The organism is Flavobacterium sp. LM5, assembly GCF_002017945.1.
GTDB classification, from domain to species: domain Bacteria; phylum Bacteroidota; class Bacteroidia; order Flavobacteriales; family Flavobacteriaceae; genus Flavobacterium; species Flavobacterium succinicans.
The window spans coordinates 668,166-689,399 of the sequence record NZ_MUFX01000001.1; the positions used below are offsets into that span (position 1 = coordinate 668,166).

A 21,234-nucleotide genomic window follows, 5' to 3' on the forward strand; every position below is an offset into this window, starting at 1 on the left:
GTTTGAAAAATCAACCATAATTTCCGATGGTTTTACGTTGAAAGGTTATGATAACTAACTTGTTTTTGAACCATATGAGGCATTTAAGGTCATTGAAGTTAGGTAAAAAGTAGTAACTCTAATTTGTGTATACTTTTTATCCTTTTACTAAAACCAAAAGAGGGCTTTTGAGTCATATTTACAACTCTTATATGGTTAAAAATTTTGCGAACCTAGCGTAAACCTTTGCGAACCTTGCGGTTAAATTTCGACAAAGATTTTTCGCATTGACACGATTAAGAACAAAAACAAAAGGCACGATTCCAAGTTGGTTTCGTGCCTTTTTTTGGCAAACATCTTTAATAATTAAACTTCTAAAATACTTTTAAAATTGTGCCACTTCTGTTGAGTCTTTCATTGCTGTTGTAGACGCTTTTCCGGTTGTAACCGTATTTTGAACAGCATCAAAATAGCTCGTTCCCACAAAACCTTGGTGTTTTACGGCTCTAAAACCGTGTTGTTGCAAAGCAAATTCTCTTTCTTGTAATTCAGAGTAGCCGGCCATACCTCTTTCTTTGTAGGCTTTTGACAATTCAAACATACTCGTGTTCAAAGCGTGGAATCCAGCCAAAGTAATGAATTGGAATTTATACCCCATAGCCGCTAAGTCCTCTCTAAAAGTTTCCATTTCTGCAACCGATAGTTTCGCCGCCCAGTTGAACGAAGGCGAACAGTTGTAAGCCAACATTTTTCCTGGATATTTCGCGTGAATAGCATCGGCAAATTGTTTTGCGTAAGCCAAATCAGGGTTGCTCGTTTCCATCCAAATCAAATCGGCATAAGGTGCATAACTTAACCCACGGTCAATACCTTGCTCCACACCGCAGTTTACATAGAAAAAGCCTTCGTCTGTTTTTTCTCCCGTGATGAATTTGGCATCTCTTGGGTCTATATCGCTTGTCAATAAGTTTGCAGCATCCGCATCCGTTCTTGCTACAATCAAGGTTGGCGTTCCCATTACGTCGGCAGCCAAACGCGCAGCGATTAATTTATTGATGGCTTCTTGCGTAGGTACCAAAACTTTTCCGCCCAAGTGTCCGCATTTTTTAGCAGAACTCAATTGGTCTTCAAAGTGTACGCCTGCTGCACCTGCTTCAATCATTGATTTCATCAATTCAAAAGCGTTCAAGTTTCCTCCAAAACCTGCTTCAGCATCCGCAACAATCGGAACCAAGTAATCTTTTTTATCTACTGTTTTATTCACCACTTGAATTTGGTCAGCGCGCAACAAAGCGTTGTTGATTCTTTTTACTACCAAAGGAACACTGTTGGCAGGATACAACGATTGGTCAGGATACATTTCGCCGGCCACATTCGCATCAGCCGCCACTTGCCAGCCACTTAAGTAAATAGCTTCTAGTCCAGCTTCCACTTCTTGAATGGCTTGATTACCGGTCAATGCGCCTAATCCGGCAACAAAATCCTGTGATTTCAATCTGTTCCAAAGTTTCGTAGCGCCCATTCTAGCGATACTGTGTTCAATTTGGTATGAACCTTGCAATTGCACCACTTCTTCAGCGGTGTAAGGACGTTCAATGCCTTCCCATCTTGGGTTTGTTAACCAATCAGTTACTAATTCTTGAATGCGTGTCTCGGTGGTTTTCATAATTTCTTTTTTTTAATTCTCGGTTGGTTTATAATAGATTTTTTGTTTCATTTAATTATCAGGAGCGGCAAGCAAAGGTTTTTTTCAGTGAATATGGGTCCCGCTCTCCGTTATATCTCTGTCCTCGCTCGTTCGCGAGTCCAGAGGATGCCACTGCGATCGGGGCTAAAAGCCAGCAATGTGATTTTTTGGAAAAAGAAAAGACTCACTGTTTTTAAAACAAACTTTATTGGCTGCTATGATTCGTTTAATTAAAGCAGAAAAATTGGTGTTCATCTGTGGAATTCGTGGCTTACTTTTTTAATAGTGATTGTTAACCACTACAAATACTTATACCCTGGTATCGTCAAGAACTCTACAAATTTTTTGTTCACAACCAGTTCGTCTAGTAATTTTTCTGCCAAGATGTAGTTTTCCTCTTCGTGCGCTCGGTCACCCACTTGCTTTCTGATTTTTTCATATTCTTCCAAAGCTATGCGGTGGTACAATTTGGTCGTTAATTTTTCACCCGAATCCAACGTTACTTCATTTTGAAGCCATTGCCACAATTGCGACCTTGAGATTTCTGCCGTGGCGGCATCCTCCATCAAGTGATGAATCGCTGCAGCGCCTTGTCCGTTTAGCCAAGAAGTGATGTACAGCACGGCCACATTTACGTTTTTGCGAATCCCTTCTTCGGTAATCGTTCCTACTGGAATTTGCAACAAATCCGCTTCTGTAATGTGCAAATCCGCTCTCTTGATGTGAATATGATTTTTGGTCATCATATTTTCATTAAACACTTTCATCGCTATCGGAACCAAATCAGGATGCGCTACCCAAGTTCCGTCGTGTCCGTTTCTGGCTTCTCGTTCTTTATCTGCAATCACTTTTTTGAAGGCAATTTCGTTGGCTTCGGGGTCATTCTTAATCGGAATTTGTGCAGCCATTCCGCCCATTGCGTGAATGTTGCGTTTGTGACAACGCTGAATCACCAATTTAGAATACGCGTCCATAAAAGGCGAAGTCATCGTTACTTGGTCGCGGTTCGGAACGATAAAGGCAGGATTATTTCTGAATTTTTTGATGTATGAAAAAATGTAATCCCAACGCCCGCAGTTCAAGCCTACGATATGGTCTCTTAATTCGTAGATGATTTCGTCCAACTGAAAACTGGCGGTTATTGTTTCAATCAAAACGGTTGCTTTAAAGGTACCGTGTTGCTCTCCAAGGTATTCTTGTGCAAATTCAAACACTTCGTTCCACCATCTGGCTTCCAAATAATGTTCTAGCTTGGGTAAGTAAAAATAAGGCGCCGAACCGTTTCTGGCCAATTGGTCATGATTATGAAAAGCATACAGACCAAAGTCAATCAAAGAACCAGAAGCTTCTTCGTTTGCTATCAAGATGTGTTTTTCGTTCAAATGCAATCCTCTTGGGCGTACAATCAAAACGGCAGTTTTATCTTTTAGTGCGTATTTTTTGTTTTTAATTGGATCTTCTAGCGTAATCGTTTTGTTTACGGCATCTTTTAGGTTTTGTTGTCCTTCCATTATGTTGTCCCAAGTAGGCGAAGTACTGTCTTCAAAATCAGCCATAAAAGTTTTCGCACCCGAGTTCAAAGCGTTAATCACCATTTTTCTATCTACTGGTCCGGTGATTTCCACTCGTCTATCGATTAAATCTTTTGGGACAGGAGCTGCTTGCCAGTTGCTTTCTCTAATGCTTTTGGTTTCCAAAGGAAAGGTGGGTAACACACCATTATCAAATTGGACTTGTTGTGCTTTGCGGGCTTCTAAAAGTTCCAATCGTTTAGTATTGAAGTTTTCGTGTAAAGCGGTCAAGAAATCTATCGCTTCCTCGGTTAAAATGTTCTCGTGTTGCGCAATTTCTTTATTCAAAAATTGCCATTTTTTTTCGGTGGTTTCGGTTAGTGTTTGCATAACTATTTGATTTTGATACTGCAATACTACAAAAAGTTTTTTACAAAACAAGCGAACGTTCGCAAAAAATGAAAAAAAATGTTTTTTGCGACTTTTATATTTTTAGTTTATCTTTGGTTTTATGAACATTGAAAAAGAGTATATCAAGTTAATTTTCGGGCTAAAACTCAAGCAGGCTCGCATGAGTAAGGATTTGTCATTATTTGGTCTGGCCAAGATTACCGACTTGTCCAAATCGTATTTAAACGAGATCGAAAAAGGAAAAAAATATCCCAAAACGGATAAAATTATTCTGCTGGCCGATAAATTAGAGGTGACTTATGATCATTTGGTATCGTTAAAACTCGATAATAATTTGGCGCCCATTGGTGAAATTCTGACTTCAGGTATTTTGAAGGAAATTCCGTTGGAGCTTTTTGGAATTCAAGAGGCTGATTTGATTGATATTATTGCCAATGCGCCTGCTAAGGTCAATGCCTTTATTAGTACCATCATTGAAATTGCACAACATTATAATTTGTCACGCGAAAGTTTCTTTTTGGCTTCTTTGCGTTCGTATCAAGAAGCACACAATAACTATTTTGAAGATTTAGAAGAAAAGGTGTTGTTGTTTTGTAAAGCTTTTCATGTAGATCTCGCCAGTAATATTTCGATAGCCGAGTTAAAAGAAATTTTGATTGAAGAATACGGATATACCATCAAAGAATTGGTGTTTTCTGAACAAGCTGAAATGGGGGATTTACGCTCAATTTATGTACCTACTAGCAAAACCTTATTGCTTTCGGACGAGATTGATGAAGGGCAAAAGGCTTTTGTTTTAGCCAAAGAAATCGCTTATAATTTTATGGAAATCAAAGAGCGTTTGTATACGTTCAGTTGGATTAAATTCGATAATTTTGACCAAGTCTTGAATAATTTTTATGCCTCTTATTTTGCAGGAGCATTATTGTTGCCGAGACAAAAGTTGATTGATGAATTGAATTTGTTTTTAGCCAAAGAGAATCCAAAACCACAAGAAATGGTGCGATTGATGACGCAATTCAACGTATCGCCAGAATCCTTCTATCAGCGATTGACGAATATTTTGCCGAAGGATTTTAATTTGAAAAACTTATTTTTCTTGCGTTTGTCTCACAAAATAGGCGCCGATACCTACCAAATCAAAAAGGAACTACATATTACCAATCAGCAAGAGCCGCACGCTAACGAAATGAACGAGCACTACTGTCGCAGATGGGTTTCGATAAAAACTATTGAGCAATTGTTACAACAAGGCAAGACGCATTTTTTTGATGCGCAAGTGTCGCGTTACGAAAACAGCAGCAATGAATATTTAGTGTTTTCCTCGGCTACTCCCGATCCGTTTAAGAAAGATTGTTTGCGAAGTATTTCGGTGGGGATTTTAATCACGCCATCGGTAAAGAAAAAGTTCAAATTTTTAGAAGGCGATGTGGTGCCCAAACAATTGGTGGGCGTGACTTGCGAAACTTGTGCGGTGAAAGATTGCCAAGAGCGCGCCTCAGAACCCATTCATCTCAATCAAAAAATACGCAACGAAAACACCGAAGCCATCGTTCAGAAGTATATGGCAAAGTTTAGTTGATTTTTTTGTTTACTTTAATATTATTTTATTGTTAATAAGTTTTACAAGGTTATTCTGTATTGTGATTTTGGTATATTTGTAATAATCAACCTTTTAACTAATAATTTAATGAAAAAAACAACTCCATTCAATTTTATTTCACTAGTTTTTTGCTCACTTTTGATAATTTCTTGTTCTGATACTACTGATATGTCAGTCGGTACCGCTGCATCAATTAATCGTAATGAGTATATCAAATATGGTAAGAAATTAGAGAATCCCTATTCAATCAAGAATATGAGGAAAGCTTTATTTAATTTAAAAGAAAAGACAAAAGGGAAATCAAGTACAAGTAAAGAAATGCTTGTGCCGGTAGATGAATTAAGTATTGAACCAAATTATCTTTATGTAGAGATAGCTCCTACTACAGCCGCTCAGGAAGCGGAAATAAAGCAAGATAGCTCTTTAATTGTTTTTGATTATCCTCTCGATTATGAGTTTACGGACGAAGTTCTTGATGCTAGACCTCAATTAGCTCCTAATGAGTTTCCTGTGTATTACAGTGCTATTAAGATTGACTCTGATATGGCAAGTTAAGTGTATTATCAAACCTTGGAGGAACTTTATATTCCTGAAGAAGACCCTTATTTTGATGATGGTTTAACAATGCTAAAGAAAGTGGATAAAAAAACTATTGAAAAGCGACAATTGTTTTTGGATCAATTGCTCGAAGAAGCATATAGATTAACGGGTAATGAGTATGAGGGTAAATCTAATGATACATCTACCAATCGATTGATTTTTGGTACGAGATGGTGGCCTAGTGGGACTATTTCAATTTTTGATGAAGTAGCGGGTAGAAACGTGCCAGTAGTTGGCGCAAAGATTTTGATTAGGCAATGGTTTACTGTACGACAAGCTATTACCAATGAAAACGGTTATTTTAAAACAAGCTCTGTGAGAGGTAGCGCTCGTTATATTATTCAATGGGAGAGATATGACTACAGTATACGAAATGGCTCTTTGTTTCAGGCGGAATTAAGAGGTCCTGAACGAAAACAACAAGACTGGAATTATACCATTAACGCTGGATCAGGCGATAGTGATGATAAATACCATGCGCTAATACACCAAGCGGCACATGATTATTATTATGGTCATCGATTTGGATTAATTTCTCCACCACGTAATGGATTTTTTAGTGTCCAAATGAAGATTGCAGCGAGAGAAGTTGCGGGTGTTTCATATCATGTTCATACTCCTAGTGAGTTAACATTTGGTTTATATCCAAGGGTAGTTGTAAAGCAATGGGGTAGTGCAGCAGATAAAGTTTATGGAACAACTATACATGAGTTAACCCATGCTGCACATTCTGTTTTAGATAGAATTAATTATGATCTTTTGGTTAAAGATGCTTTCTTTGGTGATTTCAGTGCAGCTATTCGAAACAGAAATAGAAGACTGTTAGAAACATGGCCAACAACGGTAGAAATTGTTATGGCTTTAGATCGTTATAAGACAAAGTTTGGGGTTTCTAATTACGAGTATGGAATAGTAGGTAATATTATTAATTCAGGGAACAGACAATTTTTTTCCATACTAGATGATAATCATTATACATCTGCGGGCTATGATATGTTGGATTACTTCAATCAAAGAAGTTTTGGATATGGATACCCTGTTGATAATGTAAGTGGATACAATATTAATCAGCTACAAGGTGCTTTGATAGGCGCCAGTTCTTGGAATGAATGGCGCGACAATATCAAGAACAGAAACAATAACCCAACTGAAATTTATTTAGATGAATTATTTAATAACTGGCAAGATTAAAAATTATGAAAAAGCTACTCATGTTAATTTCTGCGATTATAATTATTTCCGGTTGTGAGCCAGGAAATATAATAGATTATGATTATACGATTGTAAATGATTCAGGTAAAACAGTAATTTTAATTCCTTTTTTAAATGGAGAGAAAGATTTAAAAAACACCATTACACTAAATCAAGGTGATAAAATAAATAAAAAATATAGATATATTCCTCCAGGTGGTGCAGGTTATTCAATGGCAAATCTACTTAATTCTGATTATATTGCTTTCATTTACAACAATGAAAAAATTAATATTTTTAGTGTATATTCTGAGCAATGCACAACTTGTCCGTCTATTTCAAATAGCTCTATTATTATTAAGTATACAGAAAATAATCGTAATCCTTTTAATTCTAAGTTTAACGATGCGCAAACAGAAGTTTACACTATTACTCCAGAGGATTATCAAAACGCACAAGATTGCGGCGGGAATTGTAATTAATAGCACTCAAACCCTTTCAGAGTAACTAACTCTGAAAGGGTTGTTTTAATTAAAAAAAATATAATCGGCTACATGATTAAGAAACTTTAAGTTGCTTTGATTGGTGTTAGTTACTGGAATTAATGGCGCAACAATATCAAGAACAGGTACGATAACCCAACTGAAATTTACTTAGATGAATTATTTAATAACTGGCAAGATTAAGATTATGAAAAAGATATATTGTATAATTGTTGCATTATTCATGCTAATGGGTTGCACTGATCAAGGAGATAAAATAACATATGATTATTCTATTCTTAATACTTCAGGAAAGAAAATAGTTTTAATACCTTACATTGGAGGAGTTAAAGAGGTTCAGAACGCAATAACTTTACAGCAAAACGAAAAATTTAACAAAAAGTATATTTATTATCCTCCAGGTGCTAAAGGGTATAACATGAGTAATCTTTTTAGTAAAACTGCCATAGGTAGTTTGACTCATGTAGAAATTATTTTTGATGATATAAAGAAGGTAATTTATCAAGAATGCACAACAACAAATCAGTGTTTTAATCAAGCTAGAAACATTTTTAATCCAGTTTTTAGCGACGAGCAAACAGAAGTGTACACTATTACTCCAGAGGATTATCAAAACGCACAAGATTGCGGCGGGAATTGTAATTAAAAGTATAAAGAAACGTGATTTAGAAAATAAGAAAGGCTGTCTTCAAAATTGGAGACAGCCTTATGTTTTACAAAAAACGTGTATTTCAAATTCACTAAGTTGAAGGTTTTATTACTCCACCCATTTGTAATAACGAGCGCCTAGTAAGTTGGGATTTTCGTTTTCGATACGGTCCAGAATCCATTCGTTTTGTGGGGTGCGAATGGGTTGTTTTTGTTCTTTTTTGTGGAGTTTCTCGTAGGTTTCAAAATCAATAGCGACACTTTTTTCTAAAGTTTCAAAAAGCGCCACGGGTTGTAAGGCTTTTTTCCAATCCGCTTGAATCGTTCCTTCGAAAACTTTCGATTTTGAACCGCTTCCGTAGGCTAAAAAGCCCATTTTCTCGTTGGCGATTTCAGTGTTGGTCTCTGAAAAATGCGCTAAAGTCGATAACAATCCCATAAAAATTGAACCTGTATATAAGTTTCCAATTAGAGAAGAAGCGATTTCTGCAGGTTGCAACTTTTGACTCACAAAATCTTGATAAGCATGAGTTTTGCTAATCTCTTTAAGTTTGTTTTGGTATTCTTCAGGCGTTTCGTTTCCGGTAATAACGGCTTCGGTTGCATCTAAAGCATAAATCTCGGTCAACATACGTCGTCCTTGAAAGGCATACGGTAAGTGCATTACAATGCTTTTCCAGCTGTTATAAATCGTTTCAGAAGTATTTTTTGCTTTTTTGAAAGCAAAGTAGGCATCTTTGGTACGGTCCATATAGCATTGGTTCGAATACTGTCCATCAAACACCGGTTGGTCTTTGTGAATTTCGATTTCGTCTTCCAAATTATCAAACCAAGCCTCGTTGTTGTTGTTGCCTGTGATTTCTTGTTTTGAAATAGTTCTGTACGGTTTAAAAAAGTCAAATACGCCTTTCGTGCTTACACCCCAATGATTCTCAAAAGCTATAATTCTTGGGTTGGCGGAGATTAGCATAGCTACAGCTCCTGCGCCTTGGGTGTATTCTCCAGTAGAGTTGAGGTCGTATTTAGCAAAATCGGTAGTAACAACAATTGCTTTTTTAGAGGGGTTCAATTTTACAAAATCTAAGCAGTTTTGTAGTGCATCCACGCCTCCGATACAGGCAAAAGTAAAATCAACTGCATCGCAATGCGTTAAACAGTTTTCTCCAAATTTTTGTTCCATCAAGGCTGCCAAAAAGGAAGCGATGGGTTTAGAACTGTCGATTGCGCTTTCGGTTCCTACGTAAATTCGAGCGATGTCGTCTAAAGCTATTTTTTGGTCTTGGATGAGTTTGGTTAAGGCATTGGCTCCAAAAATCACGGTATCTTGATGGGCATCGGCGAGTGTCATATTCGTTAATCCGAGTCCTTTTTGCAATTTTGCGGGTTCAATATTTCGAGCTTCGGCTAAGGTTTGTATGGGTAAGTGTATTTTGGCTACGTCAAAAGAGAGCGCGTCAATTCCAATTTTCATGTGTTATCGTTTTGAGTTGCAAAGGTAAAATGCCGTATGCTAAATACAAGAAAATAGCGGCATTATTCTTTTGTTAAAGGTGCTTTTTTTGAAAAACACTAATTTGTGGTATTTTGTTATTAATTCTGTAAATATATATCGTTTTCTTGCTTTTGTTTTTGAGAAAAATCGATCTTGTTTGGTTTTATTTAAAGAATGTTTAACTTAAATTAAGTAAAAATGGTTAAATAAACATTTATGTTAAACACTTTAAATTCATTATAAATAAATATAAATGGGTTGTAATTCCTTTTTAATTGCCTTATTTTTGTGTGGAATTTTTATTAATTAATATAAAAAAATATGGCACAAACTGCATTGTTAAAGTCTTCTATAGCTAGAAAAGTAGCTATGGCACTATCAGGGCTTTTTTTAATTACTTTCTTGTCATTGCATTTTTTCATCAATATGGTTTCTGTTTTTAGTGCAGAGGCTTTTAATGCAATGTCTCACTTTATGGGGTATAATCCATTAATACAATTTGTTATGCAACCTGTGCTTATCGCAGGTGTAGTTTTTCACTTTGTAATGGGAATGGTTTTAGAACTTCAAAACAAAAAAGCTAGACCTATTAGCTACGTAAAGTACGATGGATCGGCTAATGCTTCTTGGGCTTCAAGAAACATGATCATATCAGGATTAGTGGTTCTAGCATTTTTAGGATTGCACTTCTTTGATTTTTGGATTCACGAAATGACTTATAAATATGTTGAGTCAGGCGCAATCAATGAAACAAGATATTTTGAAGAATTGGTGGCTAAGTTTGAAAGCCCAGTTCGTACAGGTATCTATGTGGTAGCCTTCGTTTTATTAGCGATTCACTTATGGCATGGATTTAGTTCTTCTTTCCAATCAGTTGGATTCAATAACAAATTCTCGGCTACTATTCAAAAATTAGGATATGCATTTGCAATTGTGGTTCCTGTTGGATTCATATTTATTGCTTTATTTCATCATTTTAATCATTAATATCAATCAAAATGAAATTAGATTCTAAAATACCTGAAGGTCACATTTCTAAAAAATGGACAGATTATAAAGACCACTTACGATTAGTTGCTCCAAACAATCGCCCAAAAATTGATATTATCGTTGTGGGTACTGGTTTAGCCGGAGCCTCTGCAGCAGCATCTTTTGCTGAAATGGGTTATAATGTTAAAGCGTTTTGTTACCAAGATTCTCCTCGACGTGCACACTCAATTGCAGCTCAAGGAGGTATCAACGCTGCGAAAAATTACCAAAATGACGGAGATAGTACCTTCCGTTTGTTTTATGATACCATCAAAGGAGGAGATTATAGAGCACGTGAGGCTAACGTACACCGTTTGGCTGAAGTGTCTGGAAATATTATTGATCAATGTGTAGCACAAGGAGTTCCTTTTGCTCGTGACTACGGAGGAATGTTGGATAACCGTTCTTTTGGTGGAACACAAGTACAACGTACATTTTATGCCGCAGGACAAACAGGTCAACAATTGTTGTTAGGTGCTTATTCGGCTTTATCTAGACAAATTGGTTTAGGAAAAATCGATATGTACAACCGTCACGAAATGCTAGAATTAGTAAAAGTGAACGGAAAAGCTCGTGGAATCATTGCTCGTAATTTAGTTACTGGAGAGTTAGAAAGACATTCGGCTCACGCAGTAATTATTGCAACAGGTGGATACGGAAATGTATATTTCTTATCTACGAATGCAATGGGTTCTAACGTAACAGCAGGATGGAAAATCCACAAACAAGGTGCTTTGTTTGCTAACCCATGTTTTGTGCAAATTCACCCAACTTGTATTCCTGTACACGGAACCAATCAATCGAAATTGACTTTGATGTCTGAGTCATTAAGAAACTCTGGACGTATTTGGGTACCAAAGAAAAAAGAAGATGCAGAAGCGATTCGTGCAGGTAAAATGAAGCCAACACAAATTGCTGAAGAAGATAGAGATTACTACTTAGAAAGAAAATATCCTGCGTTTGGTAACTTAGTGCCTCGTGACGTAGCTTCTAGAGCTGCTAAAGAGGTTTGTGATGCTGGTCACGGTATCGAAGCTAATGATACAAATGAAGGAGTGTATTTGGATTTCTCTTCTGAGATTCAATCAAAAGGGAAACAAGTAGCTTTTGCTAAAGGAAATCACAATCCTTCGCAAGAAGAGGTTCTTTCTTTAGGTAAAAAATGGTTAGAAGAAAAATATGGTAACTTGTTTACCATGTACCAAAAAATCACAGACGAAAATCCATACGAAACGCCAATGAAAATTTATCCAGCGGTACACTATACTATGGGTGGTGTTTGGGTTGATTACAATTTAGAGTCAACTATTCCAGGATGTTTCGTAGCTGGAGAAGCGAATTTCTCTGATCACGGTGCGAACCGATTAGGGGCTTCTGCTTTGATGCAAGGATTAGCTGATGGATATTTCGTATTGCCATATACGGTTTCTGATTATTTAGCAGATGACATTCGTACAGGAAAAATCTCTACTGATTTGCCTGAATTTGCAGCAGCTGAAAAAAGCGTGAAAGATTCAATTGATAAATTCTTAAACAACAATGGAACGAAATCAGTAGATCATTTCCACAAACGTTTAGGTTTGATCATGTGGAATAAAGTAGGTATGGGACGTAATGAGAAAGGTTTGACCGAAGCTATTGCTGAAATTGCCGCTTTGAAAGAAGAATTCTACAAAGATGTTTATGTGCCAGGAAGTGCAGATGAGTTGAACCCTGAATTAGAGAAAGCCTTACGTGTGGCTGATTTTATTGAATTGGGTCAATTAATGGCAATCGACGGATTACAACGTTTAGAATCTTGTGGTGGTCACTTCCGTGAAGAATACCAAGATGCTGAAGGTGAAACACTTCGTGATGACGAAAACTTCAAGTTTGTTGGAGCTTGGGAGTACAAAGGAGACGATATCAGCAAAGAAGAACTTCATAAAGAAGAATTGAAATACGAGTTTATTAAAATAGCCGCTAGAAATTATAAATAGTAATAGCGTTATAATTAGCGGTTAGTAGTAAGTAAACTAAAAGCTAATCACATTAAAAATAAAAAACATGAGTGCAGCAAAAAATATTAATATAACCTTACAAATTTGGCGTCAAAAAAACGCTAAAGTTAAGGGAAAGATGGAAACATATAAGTTGAATGATGTTTCTACAGCGAGTTCATTTCTAGAAATGTTAGATCAATTGAATGAGCAATTAGTGAACGAAAGAAAAGAGCCTGTAGCCTTTGATCACGATTGTCGCGAAGGAATTTGCGGAATGTGTTCTTTGTATATCAATGGACGTGCACACGGACCTGATACAGGAATCACGACTTGTCAATTACACATGAGAATGTTCAACGACGGGGATACTATCGTAATTGAGCCATGGAGAAGTGTGGCATTTCCAGTAGTTAAAGATTTAGTTGTTGATCGTTCTTCTTTCGAAAGAATTCAACAAGCAGGAGGATTTGTTTCTGTAAATACTTCAGGTAATACTATCGATGCTAATACGCTTCCTGTGCCTAAAGCTGATGCTGACAAAGCTTTTGAAGCTGCTGCTTGCATTGGATGTGGTGCATGTGTTGCTACTTGTAAAAATGGTTCAGCGATGTTGTTCGTTGGGGCTAAAGTATCACAATATGCACTTTTACCACAAGGTAAAGTAGAAGCTACGAATCGTGTATTGAACATGGTACGTCAAATGGATGAAGAAGGTTTTGGTAACTGTACCAATACTGGAGCTTGCGAAATCGAATGTCCAAAAGGAATTTCATTAGAGAACATCGCTCGTATGAATAGAGAATATTTGTCAGCAAGTTTGGTGTAAATAGACTTTCCAAAATTTAAAAAACGCATTCATTCATTTGAATGCGTTTTTTTTTTACATGATCATTCGCTTAATTGTTTGTTAATATTCATAATGTTAAAGATACGCAACAGTAATGAAAGGTTAAATATTTCAAAATACTATGCATGCACAGTATTTGTAATTTTGTTCATAATCATACAAAATTCAAAATATGAAATCCAACTTTAGCCGTCGTTCTTTTCTTAAAAATTCCTTATTGTTCTCGGGAGGTGTATTATTAGCGCCTAATTTTATAAGTTGTTCTAAAGATGACGAGCCAAATGATCGGGCACCGATTGACTTAAAGTTATCTAATTTTAATGAGGGAGTGGCAAGTTTCGATCCTACGCCATCAAGTATTATTCTTTGGACTCGCTATACAACTTCAAAAAATGAAAGTGTGAACTTATCTTGGGAGTTAAGCACGGATGCAATGTTCAATAATGTTCTTCGACAAGGAAAAGTTACTACAGACGAATCGAGAGATTTTACTGTTGCAGTTGATGTCCAAGGATTGTCTTCAAATAAGTCCTTTTATTACAGGTTTTACAACGTATTGACTAAAGAAGTTTCTGTAATAGGAGAAACAATCACTTTGCCTTCAGTGTCAGATACTATTTCGCAAGTCAAAATGGCGGTTTGCTCTTGTGCTAACTTTGCTGCAGGTCTGTTTACTGTTTATGAAGCAATGGCAAAATCGGACGTAGATGTTGTGGTGCATTTAGGAGATTATATTTATGAATATGGTGCAGGTGAATACGGAACGAACCAATATACTGCAAGTTTGGGTAGAACTCATGTTCCAGCTAATGAAATCGTGACTTTGGAGGAGTATAGAACTCGTTATAAGCAATACAGAAGAGATCCAAAATTGAAATTGGTACACCAAAAGAAACCATTTATTGCCGTTTGGGATGATCATGAAATCACCAACGACACTTACAAAGATGGCGCCGAAAATCATCAGCCCAAAGAAGGCGATTTTACCGTAAGAAAATTGGCAGCTTTGAAAGCTTACAGCGAGTACATTCCGCTTAAAACAGGGAACGATAAACGAATTTATAGAGATTTTCATTTTGGAAATTTACTTTCCTTGTACATGTTAGATACCCGCGTCATTGCTCGTGACAAGCAATTGGAGTATGGTACTTATTTTTCTTCAAATGGTTCTTTTAATGCAACGGCATTTCAAACCGATTTATTAAATCCAAACAGGCAGCTTTTAGGTACTGAACAATTAGGTTGGTTGGGATCTAAAATTGCCTCAAGTTCTTCGAAATGGCAAGTTCTTGGTCAACAAGTTTTGATGACCAAAATGATGCTTCCCTCAGAACTTTTGATGCTGATGGCGCAAATCAATGGAGAAATTGATGCTTTGGGTAGTGCAAAACCTGCTACTTTACAAGCGTTTCAAACTTCTTTAGGAGGACTGGTTACCATTAAATCAAGGATACTTGCCAATGATCCTACCGTAACTGCAGCTGATAAATTGCGATTGAGTACTGTTTTGCCCTATAATTTGGATGCTTGGGACGGCTATCCAGTAGAGAGAGAAAAGTTATATGCGCTTTTGAATGGAAAAAAAGTTGTAACCTTAGCGGGTGATACACACAATGCTTGGCAGGGCGAATTAAAGGCAGCAAGTAATAAAGTGGTTGGTGTAGAATTAGCGACTTCTTCGGTTACTTCTCCGGGACTAGAAACCTATTTGGGATTGGGAGGCTCTCAATTAGCTCAATTCGAACAAGCATTAAATTTGTTAATTGATGATTTAGAATATTCTAATTTGTCGAAAAGAGGGTTTTTGAAAGCTACTTTTTCAGCCGCTGATGTTAAAGCCGAATGGTTTTTTGCCGCTACAGTTTTTGAAGATGGTGCGACTGTCAATCTAGAGAAAACAATCACAAAGAGTTAGTCCTTTTCTTTGGTAGAATAATAGTTCTTGGGCCAGAAACCTATTTTTCATAAAGTGTTTCTGGTTTTTTTGTGGTTTTATATGGACTATTTGGATAAAAATAATTATGTATATTTATTTTTTTAAACCTTTTGCAGATGAAACATTATTTGGTATTCTTTTTCTTTTTGCTTTTTCAAACGATTTTTGCTCAAAGTAATATTTTGATTTTACAAAGTAAACATTCCCGTTTTTATAAAGAGATCAAAGAAGAGAAGCGAATACAAATTGAGACCAAAGAAGGTAAAACGTATCTTGGGAAGTTCAAAATTCAAGATTCGACAGCAATTGTTATACAAGATGAAGTAGTTTTATTGACGGATATTGTCAAAATAAAAAAGAAATCTAAGTTTGGAACGATTGCAAATCCAATAGTGATAACCATCGGAATAGGAGTTTTTGCGCTGGGGGTTTCCGGTTTATTTGTAGCCAATCCTTACGCCGCGGTAGCAGGAACAATGGCCATGATGGGAAGTGTACCGATTATACTTGTTCCTTTGTTTATATATGGTCATCCGTCAAAAAATTGGGAGTATTCTATTAAAAAAGTAAAATGAAAATAGCCATCCTGCAATCGTCCTTAGTCTGGGAAAATCCAGCTGAAAATCGCATTCAGTTCGAAGAAAAAATCCATGCGATGGATGAAAAAGTTGATCTAATTGTATTGCCTGAAATGTTTACCTCAGGTTTTACCATGTGTCCAGAATTGGTTGCCGAAACGATGCAAGGCGAAACGATAGAATGGTTGCGACAATTGGCAAAAGCCAAAAATGCCGCTATCACCGGAAGTTTAGTGATTGCCGAGCACGGAAATTTCTATAATCGATTGGTCTTTGTTTTTCCTTTTGGAGAAGTGCAATTTTATGACAAAAGACACTTGTTTACTTTGGCGGGAGAAGATAAAAAGTATACTGCAGGCAAAGAAAAAGTCATCATAGAGTATTTGGGTTGGAAAATTTGCCCACTGATTTGTTACGATTTACGTTTTCCAGTGTTTTCCAGAAATGTTGAAACGTACGATGTTTTGCTTTACGTAGCCAACTGGCCCGATACTAGAATAAACGCTTGGGACGCCTTACTCAAAGCTAGAGCGATCGAAAACATGTGTTATACTATTGGAGCGAACAGAATAGGAGTAGACGCCAATCATCATCAATACAACGGACATTCGCAAGTGCAAGATTATTTGGGACGCGCTATTATAGAACCACAAGAATCCGAAGGTGTTTTTGTAGCTACTTTGGATAAAAATGCACTAGTAGAAACCAGACAAAAACTAGGTTTCTTGAAGGATAAAGATGATTTTGGTATTATTTCGTAAACGAAATAAGCTAAAAAGTATAAATTATTAAATAAAAACACACAATGTTTTTAACTTACTCTTTTATAAATACATGCCTGTAAAACTACATGCGGAATACTATTATTACGGTTTGTGTTTTTTGCTATTCATAAAATAATTGTTCGCTATTTAGTTCTTTTTTTTCTTTGCCTTCTTGCTGAATGTAGCATTTAAGCTCGGCACTACCATCGGCATCAAAATAGCTTAAATTAAATTTGTGAAATCCTTTTTCGAGTTTTACGGCTCCGAACGCTTCATTGATCCAATGTCTTCCATCGTTATCAATAATGATTTCATTGTCAATGTAAAGTTTTGCACCGTCATCTGCGATACAAGATAAGGTATAAGAACTGGTTTCAGGAATGTAAAGATATCCTTCTAGTTTTAAACCAAAATAACGAATCTCTTTTGATTTGAAGTCAGTTATTCCGATAGTTCCTTTATGAATACCAGAACGGAGAAATTGGGCAGTATCCAGTTCATTTGTTTGTTGAAAAAGATCTTGAAAATAGTAATATTTCAAACCTGTTTTTGTGGCTTTAACTTTTTGGGCAGCTAAGGTTTCAGAGTTTTTAATTATCACTTTATTGATTGAGCTTCTTTTTCCAGATTCACTAATTTGAATTGTTTTTATTGTTCGGAACTCTCCTTTAGGAATATTGATTGTAACGGGTTCTGTGTAACGCCTACTGGTTTGGTCTGGATCATAACCGTCAATGCTGTAAAATATTTGTCCGTTTTTTAGAGTTGGCTTAATATCTAATGTGAATTTGGAGGCTTCCAATGCGGTGTTTGTTATTCCTAGTGGTGTCGGGGGCTTATACAATTTGTTTTGTTTTTCAAGCTTTTCTAGATGATATGGTATTTTTACAAGCATAAAATTAGTGTAATTTTTATGCTCCGTTTTCGTCCAAGCAATTTCAGAAAGTGCAAACAATCTAGGATAAAGCATGTAGTTTAATTTAGCAGCACTTGTTATATATTCTGACCAGACATTAGCTTGAACTCCTTTGATGTAATGTTGTTCTTCTGGTGATAATTCATGTTCTGGTGTTGGGTTGTAATGGTACACCTCTTCTAAAGTTGTTAATCGCCCCACACTTAAAGGTTCTTGTAAAGAATAACCTTGGTTGTGGTCAAAATAAACATAATCTTCAGGTGTCATTATTACAGGATGTTTTTGTTTGGCAGCGCTAATTCCTCCAGATTCCCCTCTCCATGACATTACTGCGGCATTAGGGGCTAGACCTCCTTCTAAAATTTCATCCCAACCGAATATTTGTCTGTCATTTGTATTTAGATATTTTTCTATTCTTTTTATAAAATAACTTTGGAGCTCGTGTTCGTCTTTTAAATTCAGTTCTTTGATTCTTTTTTGACAATTAGGGCATTGTTTCCATTTTGTTTTTGGACATTCGTCACCTCCAATGTGAATGTATTTACTAGGGAAAAGTGATAGCACTTCTTTAAGAACATCCTCAAGGAACGTAAAGGTTTCTTCTTTTCCTGCGCAATAAACATCTTCAAATACCCCCCAAGACTCAATGACTTTAAAATCTGAAGAAGGAAAACAAGCTAAATTGTGATACGAAGCGACAGCAGCTGAAGCGTGACCAGGCATTTCAATTTCAGGAATAATGTTTACATAATGGTTCTCGGCATATTTAACGATTTCTTTTATTTCGTCTTGGGTGTAATAACCACCATAAGGGTTTCCATCAAAAAATCGCGGAAATCGTTCAAACTTATTCCCAACAAGTGTCTGAGCTCTTTTGGATCCAATTTCGGTAAGTTTTGGGTATTTCTTAATTTCTATTCTCCAGCCTTGATCATCAGTCAAATGCCAATGAAAAGTATTGAGTTTATAGTATGACATCTGTTTGATCAAATCTTTGATGACAGTAGTTGAAAAAAAATGGCGACTTACATCAAGTAGCAAACCTCTGTACGAGTATCTTGGCTGGTCTTCAATCTCAATACAGGGAATTTTTACTTCGTTATTGCTCGACAAATGATTTGGAAGTAGTTGCAATAAAGTTTGAACTGCATAAAACAGTCCTTCCTCTTGACCTGTGATAAAAATTCCGTTTGCGGTTATTTTTATTTTATAGGATTCTTTGTTTGGTAAGGTATTGTCTGTTGTGTTAAATTGTATGCTACAGTTTGTTTTTTGGTTGGATAGTTTTGTGTTTAAGATATCTTCTAAAATACGAGCTGTTTTAAGTTCTTTGTCACTAAACACTTTTTTTTCAAATTGTATTTTCACTTTTCCTTTTATAATGAGACTATCTCCGTTTGATTTGTAATAATTTGGAGATGGAATTATAGTGTTGTTACTCAACTGATCTTGTGAATTTGAGTAAAAACTAACAAAGAAAATAAGGAAGAAAAAAAATTTTTCCATGGTTTAATTTTAAGAGATTGAATTAATTTTAAAATAATAAAAATATATTTATGCAAAAAAAACGCAACAATACAAGACGATTAAAGTTTTTGGTAATTAGTTTATTAACTAGTTGTCACTCCGCAGAGGTGTGAATGTTTGATTACGTTCTTGCATAAAATTATTACATTTGTACAAATAAATTGAAGATACATGAATGAAAATGAATTTGTGAATTTCACGAAGGAAGATAGAAAAGCTCATATTATAAAAGAAATAAATTTGCATACTCGTGTAAGTTTTGAAACGTTATCAAGTCAATTATTTGTTTCAGAAGATACCATTAGGCGAGATATAAATGAATTAGAGTTAGAATCATTAGTGATTAAAGTAAAAGGGGGAGCAATGACCAAGGCTTACCATCATTCTTCTTCTTCAACCCAAACTTATGCAGGAGAGTCTAAAAAAGCAATAGCCCTTAAAACCACTTCATTATTAAAAGAAGGTATGGTTTTAATGATCGGCGGTGGAACTACTATTAGAGAATTTATTAGATTAATTCCTAACGATTTAAATCTTACTGTATTTACTGTTAACATTTTGTCAGCTGTTGAATTGTTGGACAAACCCAATATTAAAACCATAATGATTGGAGGAAGCATTTCGTCATATAGTCAAATGTGTGTTAGTGGTGATGTGTATCAGCAATTAGCGAATATTAAGGTTGATTTATTAATTTTAGGTACAAATGCATTAGATATTGAAGGTGGTTTCTCAGATTCAGATTGGGAAACCGTTCAAGTAAAAAAAGCAATGATTCAAGCTTCAGAAAAAACGGCAATACTGACCATTTCTGAAAAACTCGACACAGTATTAAAAATGAAAATTGCCAACTTATCCGAAGTAGATTATGTGGTTACCGAAGTAGATTCTGATCACGAAAAGCTACAATCGTATAAGCAGGCAGTTCCCAGTTTAGTATTTCTTTAATTCCAATTTTTCAATAAAAAGTTAATCCAATTCTGGTGAAAGATATTTTTTAAATCCTCTTCAGAATAGCCATGATTTCTAAAAATTGCAACCAGTTTTTGTAAGTCTGCAATTGTATTCAAGTCATACGGACTTTGTTCCGTGCCAAAAGCACCATCTAGATCCGATCCGATTCCAATATGGTTGGCATTTCCAGCTAATTGGCAAATGTGATCCATGTGTTTAAAAACAACTTCCAAATTACAGTTCATATCAATAGGGGTAGAAACGCCTCTCTGCCAATTGGAAACTAACATCCAGGCATCTAAGGCGCCTCCTATTACTGCCCCTCTGTTAATCAATTCATTAATCTGTTCGTCGCTGTATTGTCTGTTGTGGTTTACAATGCTTCGGCAGTTATTATGACTTGCCCAAACCGGACCATTAAAATGATCTAGAGCTTGCCAAAAAGCATCGTCGCATAAGTGTGTTGCGTCAAGAATAATATTCAAACGCTCCATTTCTTTGAGTAATTCAAGCCCGTTTACGTTCATTTTTCCCGTGGCATCAGTTCCATTTGCATAGCGACCCGGTCCATAATGTGCTGGACCTATCGCTCGTAATCCGTATTTATATGCTTTTTCTAGATAGGAAATATCTACTATAGAATCGGCTCCTTCTAAACTAAGAATATATCCAATGGGTTTTTTATCGTTTGGTGCACCATCATTCCATAAATCCAATTGCTTTTGTAATGATTTTTTATCAGTAATTTGAAACATCTCACCAGCTTCTTCCATACATTTATACCATACTAGTTGCGCTTGTGTTTGTGCCCATGCTTGTTCAGGAGAGTTCCAGCCGGGAATTTCACTATCAGGCTTTACAAAACGAGCGATTTGAGTTGCCACCACAATGCCAATATTCCCTTTTCTTAAGTCAGGGAAAGATACCGTTGCTTTTGCACGGTCTGGTTTGTCGGTCATGCCTTGCTCTAAAAGGCGCAATGTGGCTACATCCTTTCTTAAATCTCTATTCCATTCCATCGCGTTCATGCTTAGGTCTAGGTGTGCATCTATTATAAACATAAGATTGTAGTGTTT

At 36.1% G+C, this 21,234-nt stretch carries 17 protein-coding genes; 12 read left to right on the plus strand and 5 right to left on the minus strand.

Going from position 1 to position 21,234, the window contains the following annotated elements; genetic code table 11:
• Positions 1–364: 364 nt before the first annotated feature.
• Together aceA and aceB are read right to left on the minus strand one after the other, a co-directional pair.
• Complete coding sequence (aceA, locus tag BXU11_RS02765) at positions 365–1,645, minus strand: isocitrate lyase (protein WP_024980739.1); 1,281 nt, start codon at positions 1,643–1,645, stop codon at positions 365–367.
• A gap of 320 nt (positions 1,646–1,965) precedes the next feature.
• Positions 1,966–3,567: a malate synthase A gene (gene aceB, locus BXU11_RS02770; RefSeq protein ID WP_078210938.1), complete on the minus strand. Its 1,602-nt coding sequence runs from the start codon at positions 3,565–3,567 to the stop codon at positions 1,966–1,968.
• A gap of 121 nt (positions 3,568–3,688) precedes the next feature.
• Between aceB and BXU11_RS02775 the strand changes: the two genes are divergently transcribed.
• From BXU11_RS02775 to BXU11_RS02795, 5 genes are all read left to right on the plus strand, one after another.
• On the plus strand, positions 3,689–5,170 hold the full coding sequence (locus BXU11_RS02775) for an ImmA/IrrE family metallo-endopeptidase (RefSeq protein WP_078210939.1): 1,482 nt from the start codon (positions 3,689–3,691) through the stop codon (positions 5,168–5,170).
• A 108-nt stretch (positions 5,171–5,278) separates the two neighbouring features.
• A complete protein-coding gene (locus BXU11_RS02780) occupies positions 5,279–5,746 on the plus strand; it encodes a hypothetical protein (RefSeq protein ID WP_078210940.1) in 468 nt (155 codons plus the stop codon).
• Between the two features lie 15 nt (positions 5,747–5,761).
• Positions 5,762–6,982, plus strand: coding sequence for a hypothetical protein (locus BXU11_RS02785; RefSeq protein ID WP_139363428.1), 1,221 nt, complete (start codon positions 5,762–5,764; stop codon positions 6,980–6,982).
• A 5-nt stretch (positions 6,983–6,987) separates the two neighbouring features.
• The gene (locus tag BXU11_RS02790) at positions 6,988–7,464 is read left to right on the plus strand and encodes a hypothetical protein (RefSeq protein WP_078210942.1); all 477 of its coding nucleotides are present in this window, start codon (positions 6,988–6,990) and stop codon (positions 7,462–7,464) included.
• 208 nt (positions 7,465–7,672) lie between these two features.
• Positions 7,673–8,131 carry a hypothetical protein gene (locus tag BXU11_RS02795; protein ID WP_139225522.1) on the plus strand — a complete coding sequence of 153 codons (459 nt, stop codon included), beginning with the start codon at positions 7,673–7,675 and terminating at the stop codon, positions 8,129–8,131.
• Between the two features lie 111 nt (positions 8,132–8,242).
• On the opposite strand, the gene BXU11_RS02800 is transcribed toward BXU11_RS02795, so the two are convergent.
• Entirely contained in the window at positions 8,243–9,604 is a 1,362-nt protein-coding gene (locus BXU11_RS02800; RefSeq protein WP_078210943.1) for a hydroxymethylglutaryl-CoA synthase family protein, read from the minus strand.
• Between the two features lie 342 nt (positions 9,605–9,946).
• Between BXU11_RS02800 and BXU11_RS02805 the strand changes: the two genes are divergently transcribed.
• The 6 genes from BXU11_RS02805 to BXU11_RS02830 all read left to right on the plus strand — a co-directional run bounded on the left by BXU11_RS02805 (position 9,947) and on the right by BXU11_RS02830 (position 16,758).
• A complete protein-coding gene (locus BXU11_RS02805; RefSeq protein WP_024980745.1) occupies positions 9,947–10,612 on the plus strand; it encodes a succinate dehydrogenase cytochrome b subunit in 666 nt (221 codons plus the stop codon).
• An 11-nt stretch (positions 10,613–10,623) separates the two neighbouring features.
• Positions 10,624–12,633, plus strand: a complete 2,010-nt coding sequence (locus BXU11_RS02810) for a fumarate reductase/succinate dehydrogenase flavoprotein subunit (protein ID WP_024980746.1) — start codon at positions 10,624–10,626, stop codon at positions 12,631–12,633.
• Positions 12,634–12,700: 67 nt separating this feature from the next.
• A complete protein-coding gene (locus tag BXU11_RS02815) occupies positions 12,701–13,462 on the plus strand; it encodes a succinate dehydrogenase/fumarate reductase iron-sulfur subunit (RefSeq protein ID WP_024980747.1) in 762 nt (253 codons plus the stop codon).
• A 193-nt stretch (positions 13,463–13,655) separates the two neighbouring features.
• Entirely contained in the window at positions 13,656–15,398 is a 1,743-nt protein-coding gene (locus BXU11_RS02820) for an alkaline phosphatase (protein WP_024980748.1), read from the plus strand.
• Between the two features lie 137 nt (positions 15,399–15,535).
• On the plus strand, positions 15,536–15,994 hold the full coding sequence (locus BXU11_RS02825; protein ID WP_024980749.1) for a hypothetical protein: 459 nt from the start codon (positions 15,536–15,538) through the stop codon (positions 15,992–15,994).
• Positions 15,991–16,758, plus strand: coding sequence for an amidohydrolase (locus BXU11_RS02830; RefSeq protein WP_078210944.1), 768 nt, complete (start codon positions 15,991–15,993; stop codon positions 16,756–16,758). Before BXU11_RS02825 ends, BXU11_RS02830 begins: the two co-directional genes overlap by 4 nt.
• 124 nt (positions 16,759–16,882) lie before the next feature.
• Here the strand turns inward: BXU11_RS02830 and BXU11_RS02835 are convergent, their stop codons facing one another.
• Positions 16,883–19,183, minus strand: coding sequence for a family 20 glycosylhydrolase (locus BXU11_RS02835; RefSeq protein WP_024982707.1), 2,301 nt, complete (start codon positions 19,181–19,183; stop codon positions 16,883–16,885).
• A 192-nt stretch (positions 19,184–19,375) separates the two neighbouring features.
• On the opposite strand from BXU11_RS02835, the gene BXU11_RS02840 reads away from it, so the two are divergent.
• Positions 19,376–20,152 carry a DeoR/GlpR family DNA-binding transcription regulator gene (locus tag BXU11_RS02840; RefSeq protein WP_024982706.1) on the plus strand — a complete coding sequence of 259 codons (777 nt, stop codon included), beginning with the start codon at positions 19,376–19,378 and terminating at the stop codon, positions 20,150–20,152.
• Here the strand turns inward: BXU11_RS02840 and BXU11_RS02845 are convergent.
• The gene (locus tag BXU11_RS02845) at positions 20,149–21,219 is read right to left on the minus strand and encodes a dipeptidase (RefSeq protein ID WP_024982705.1); all 1,071 of its coding nucleotides are present in this window, start codon (positions 21,217–21,219) and stop codon (positions 20,149–20,151) included. The genes BXU11_RS02840 and BXU11_RS02845 overlap by 4 nt on opposite strands.
• Positions 21,220–21,234 lie beyond the last annotated feature (15 nt).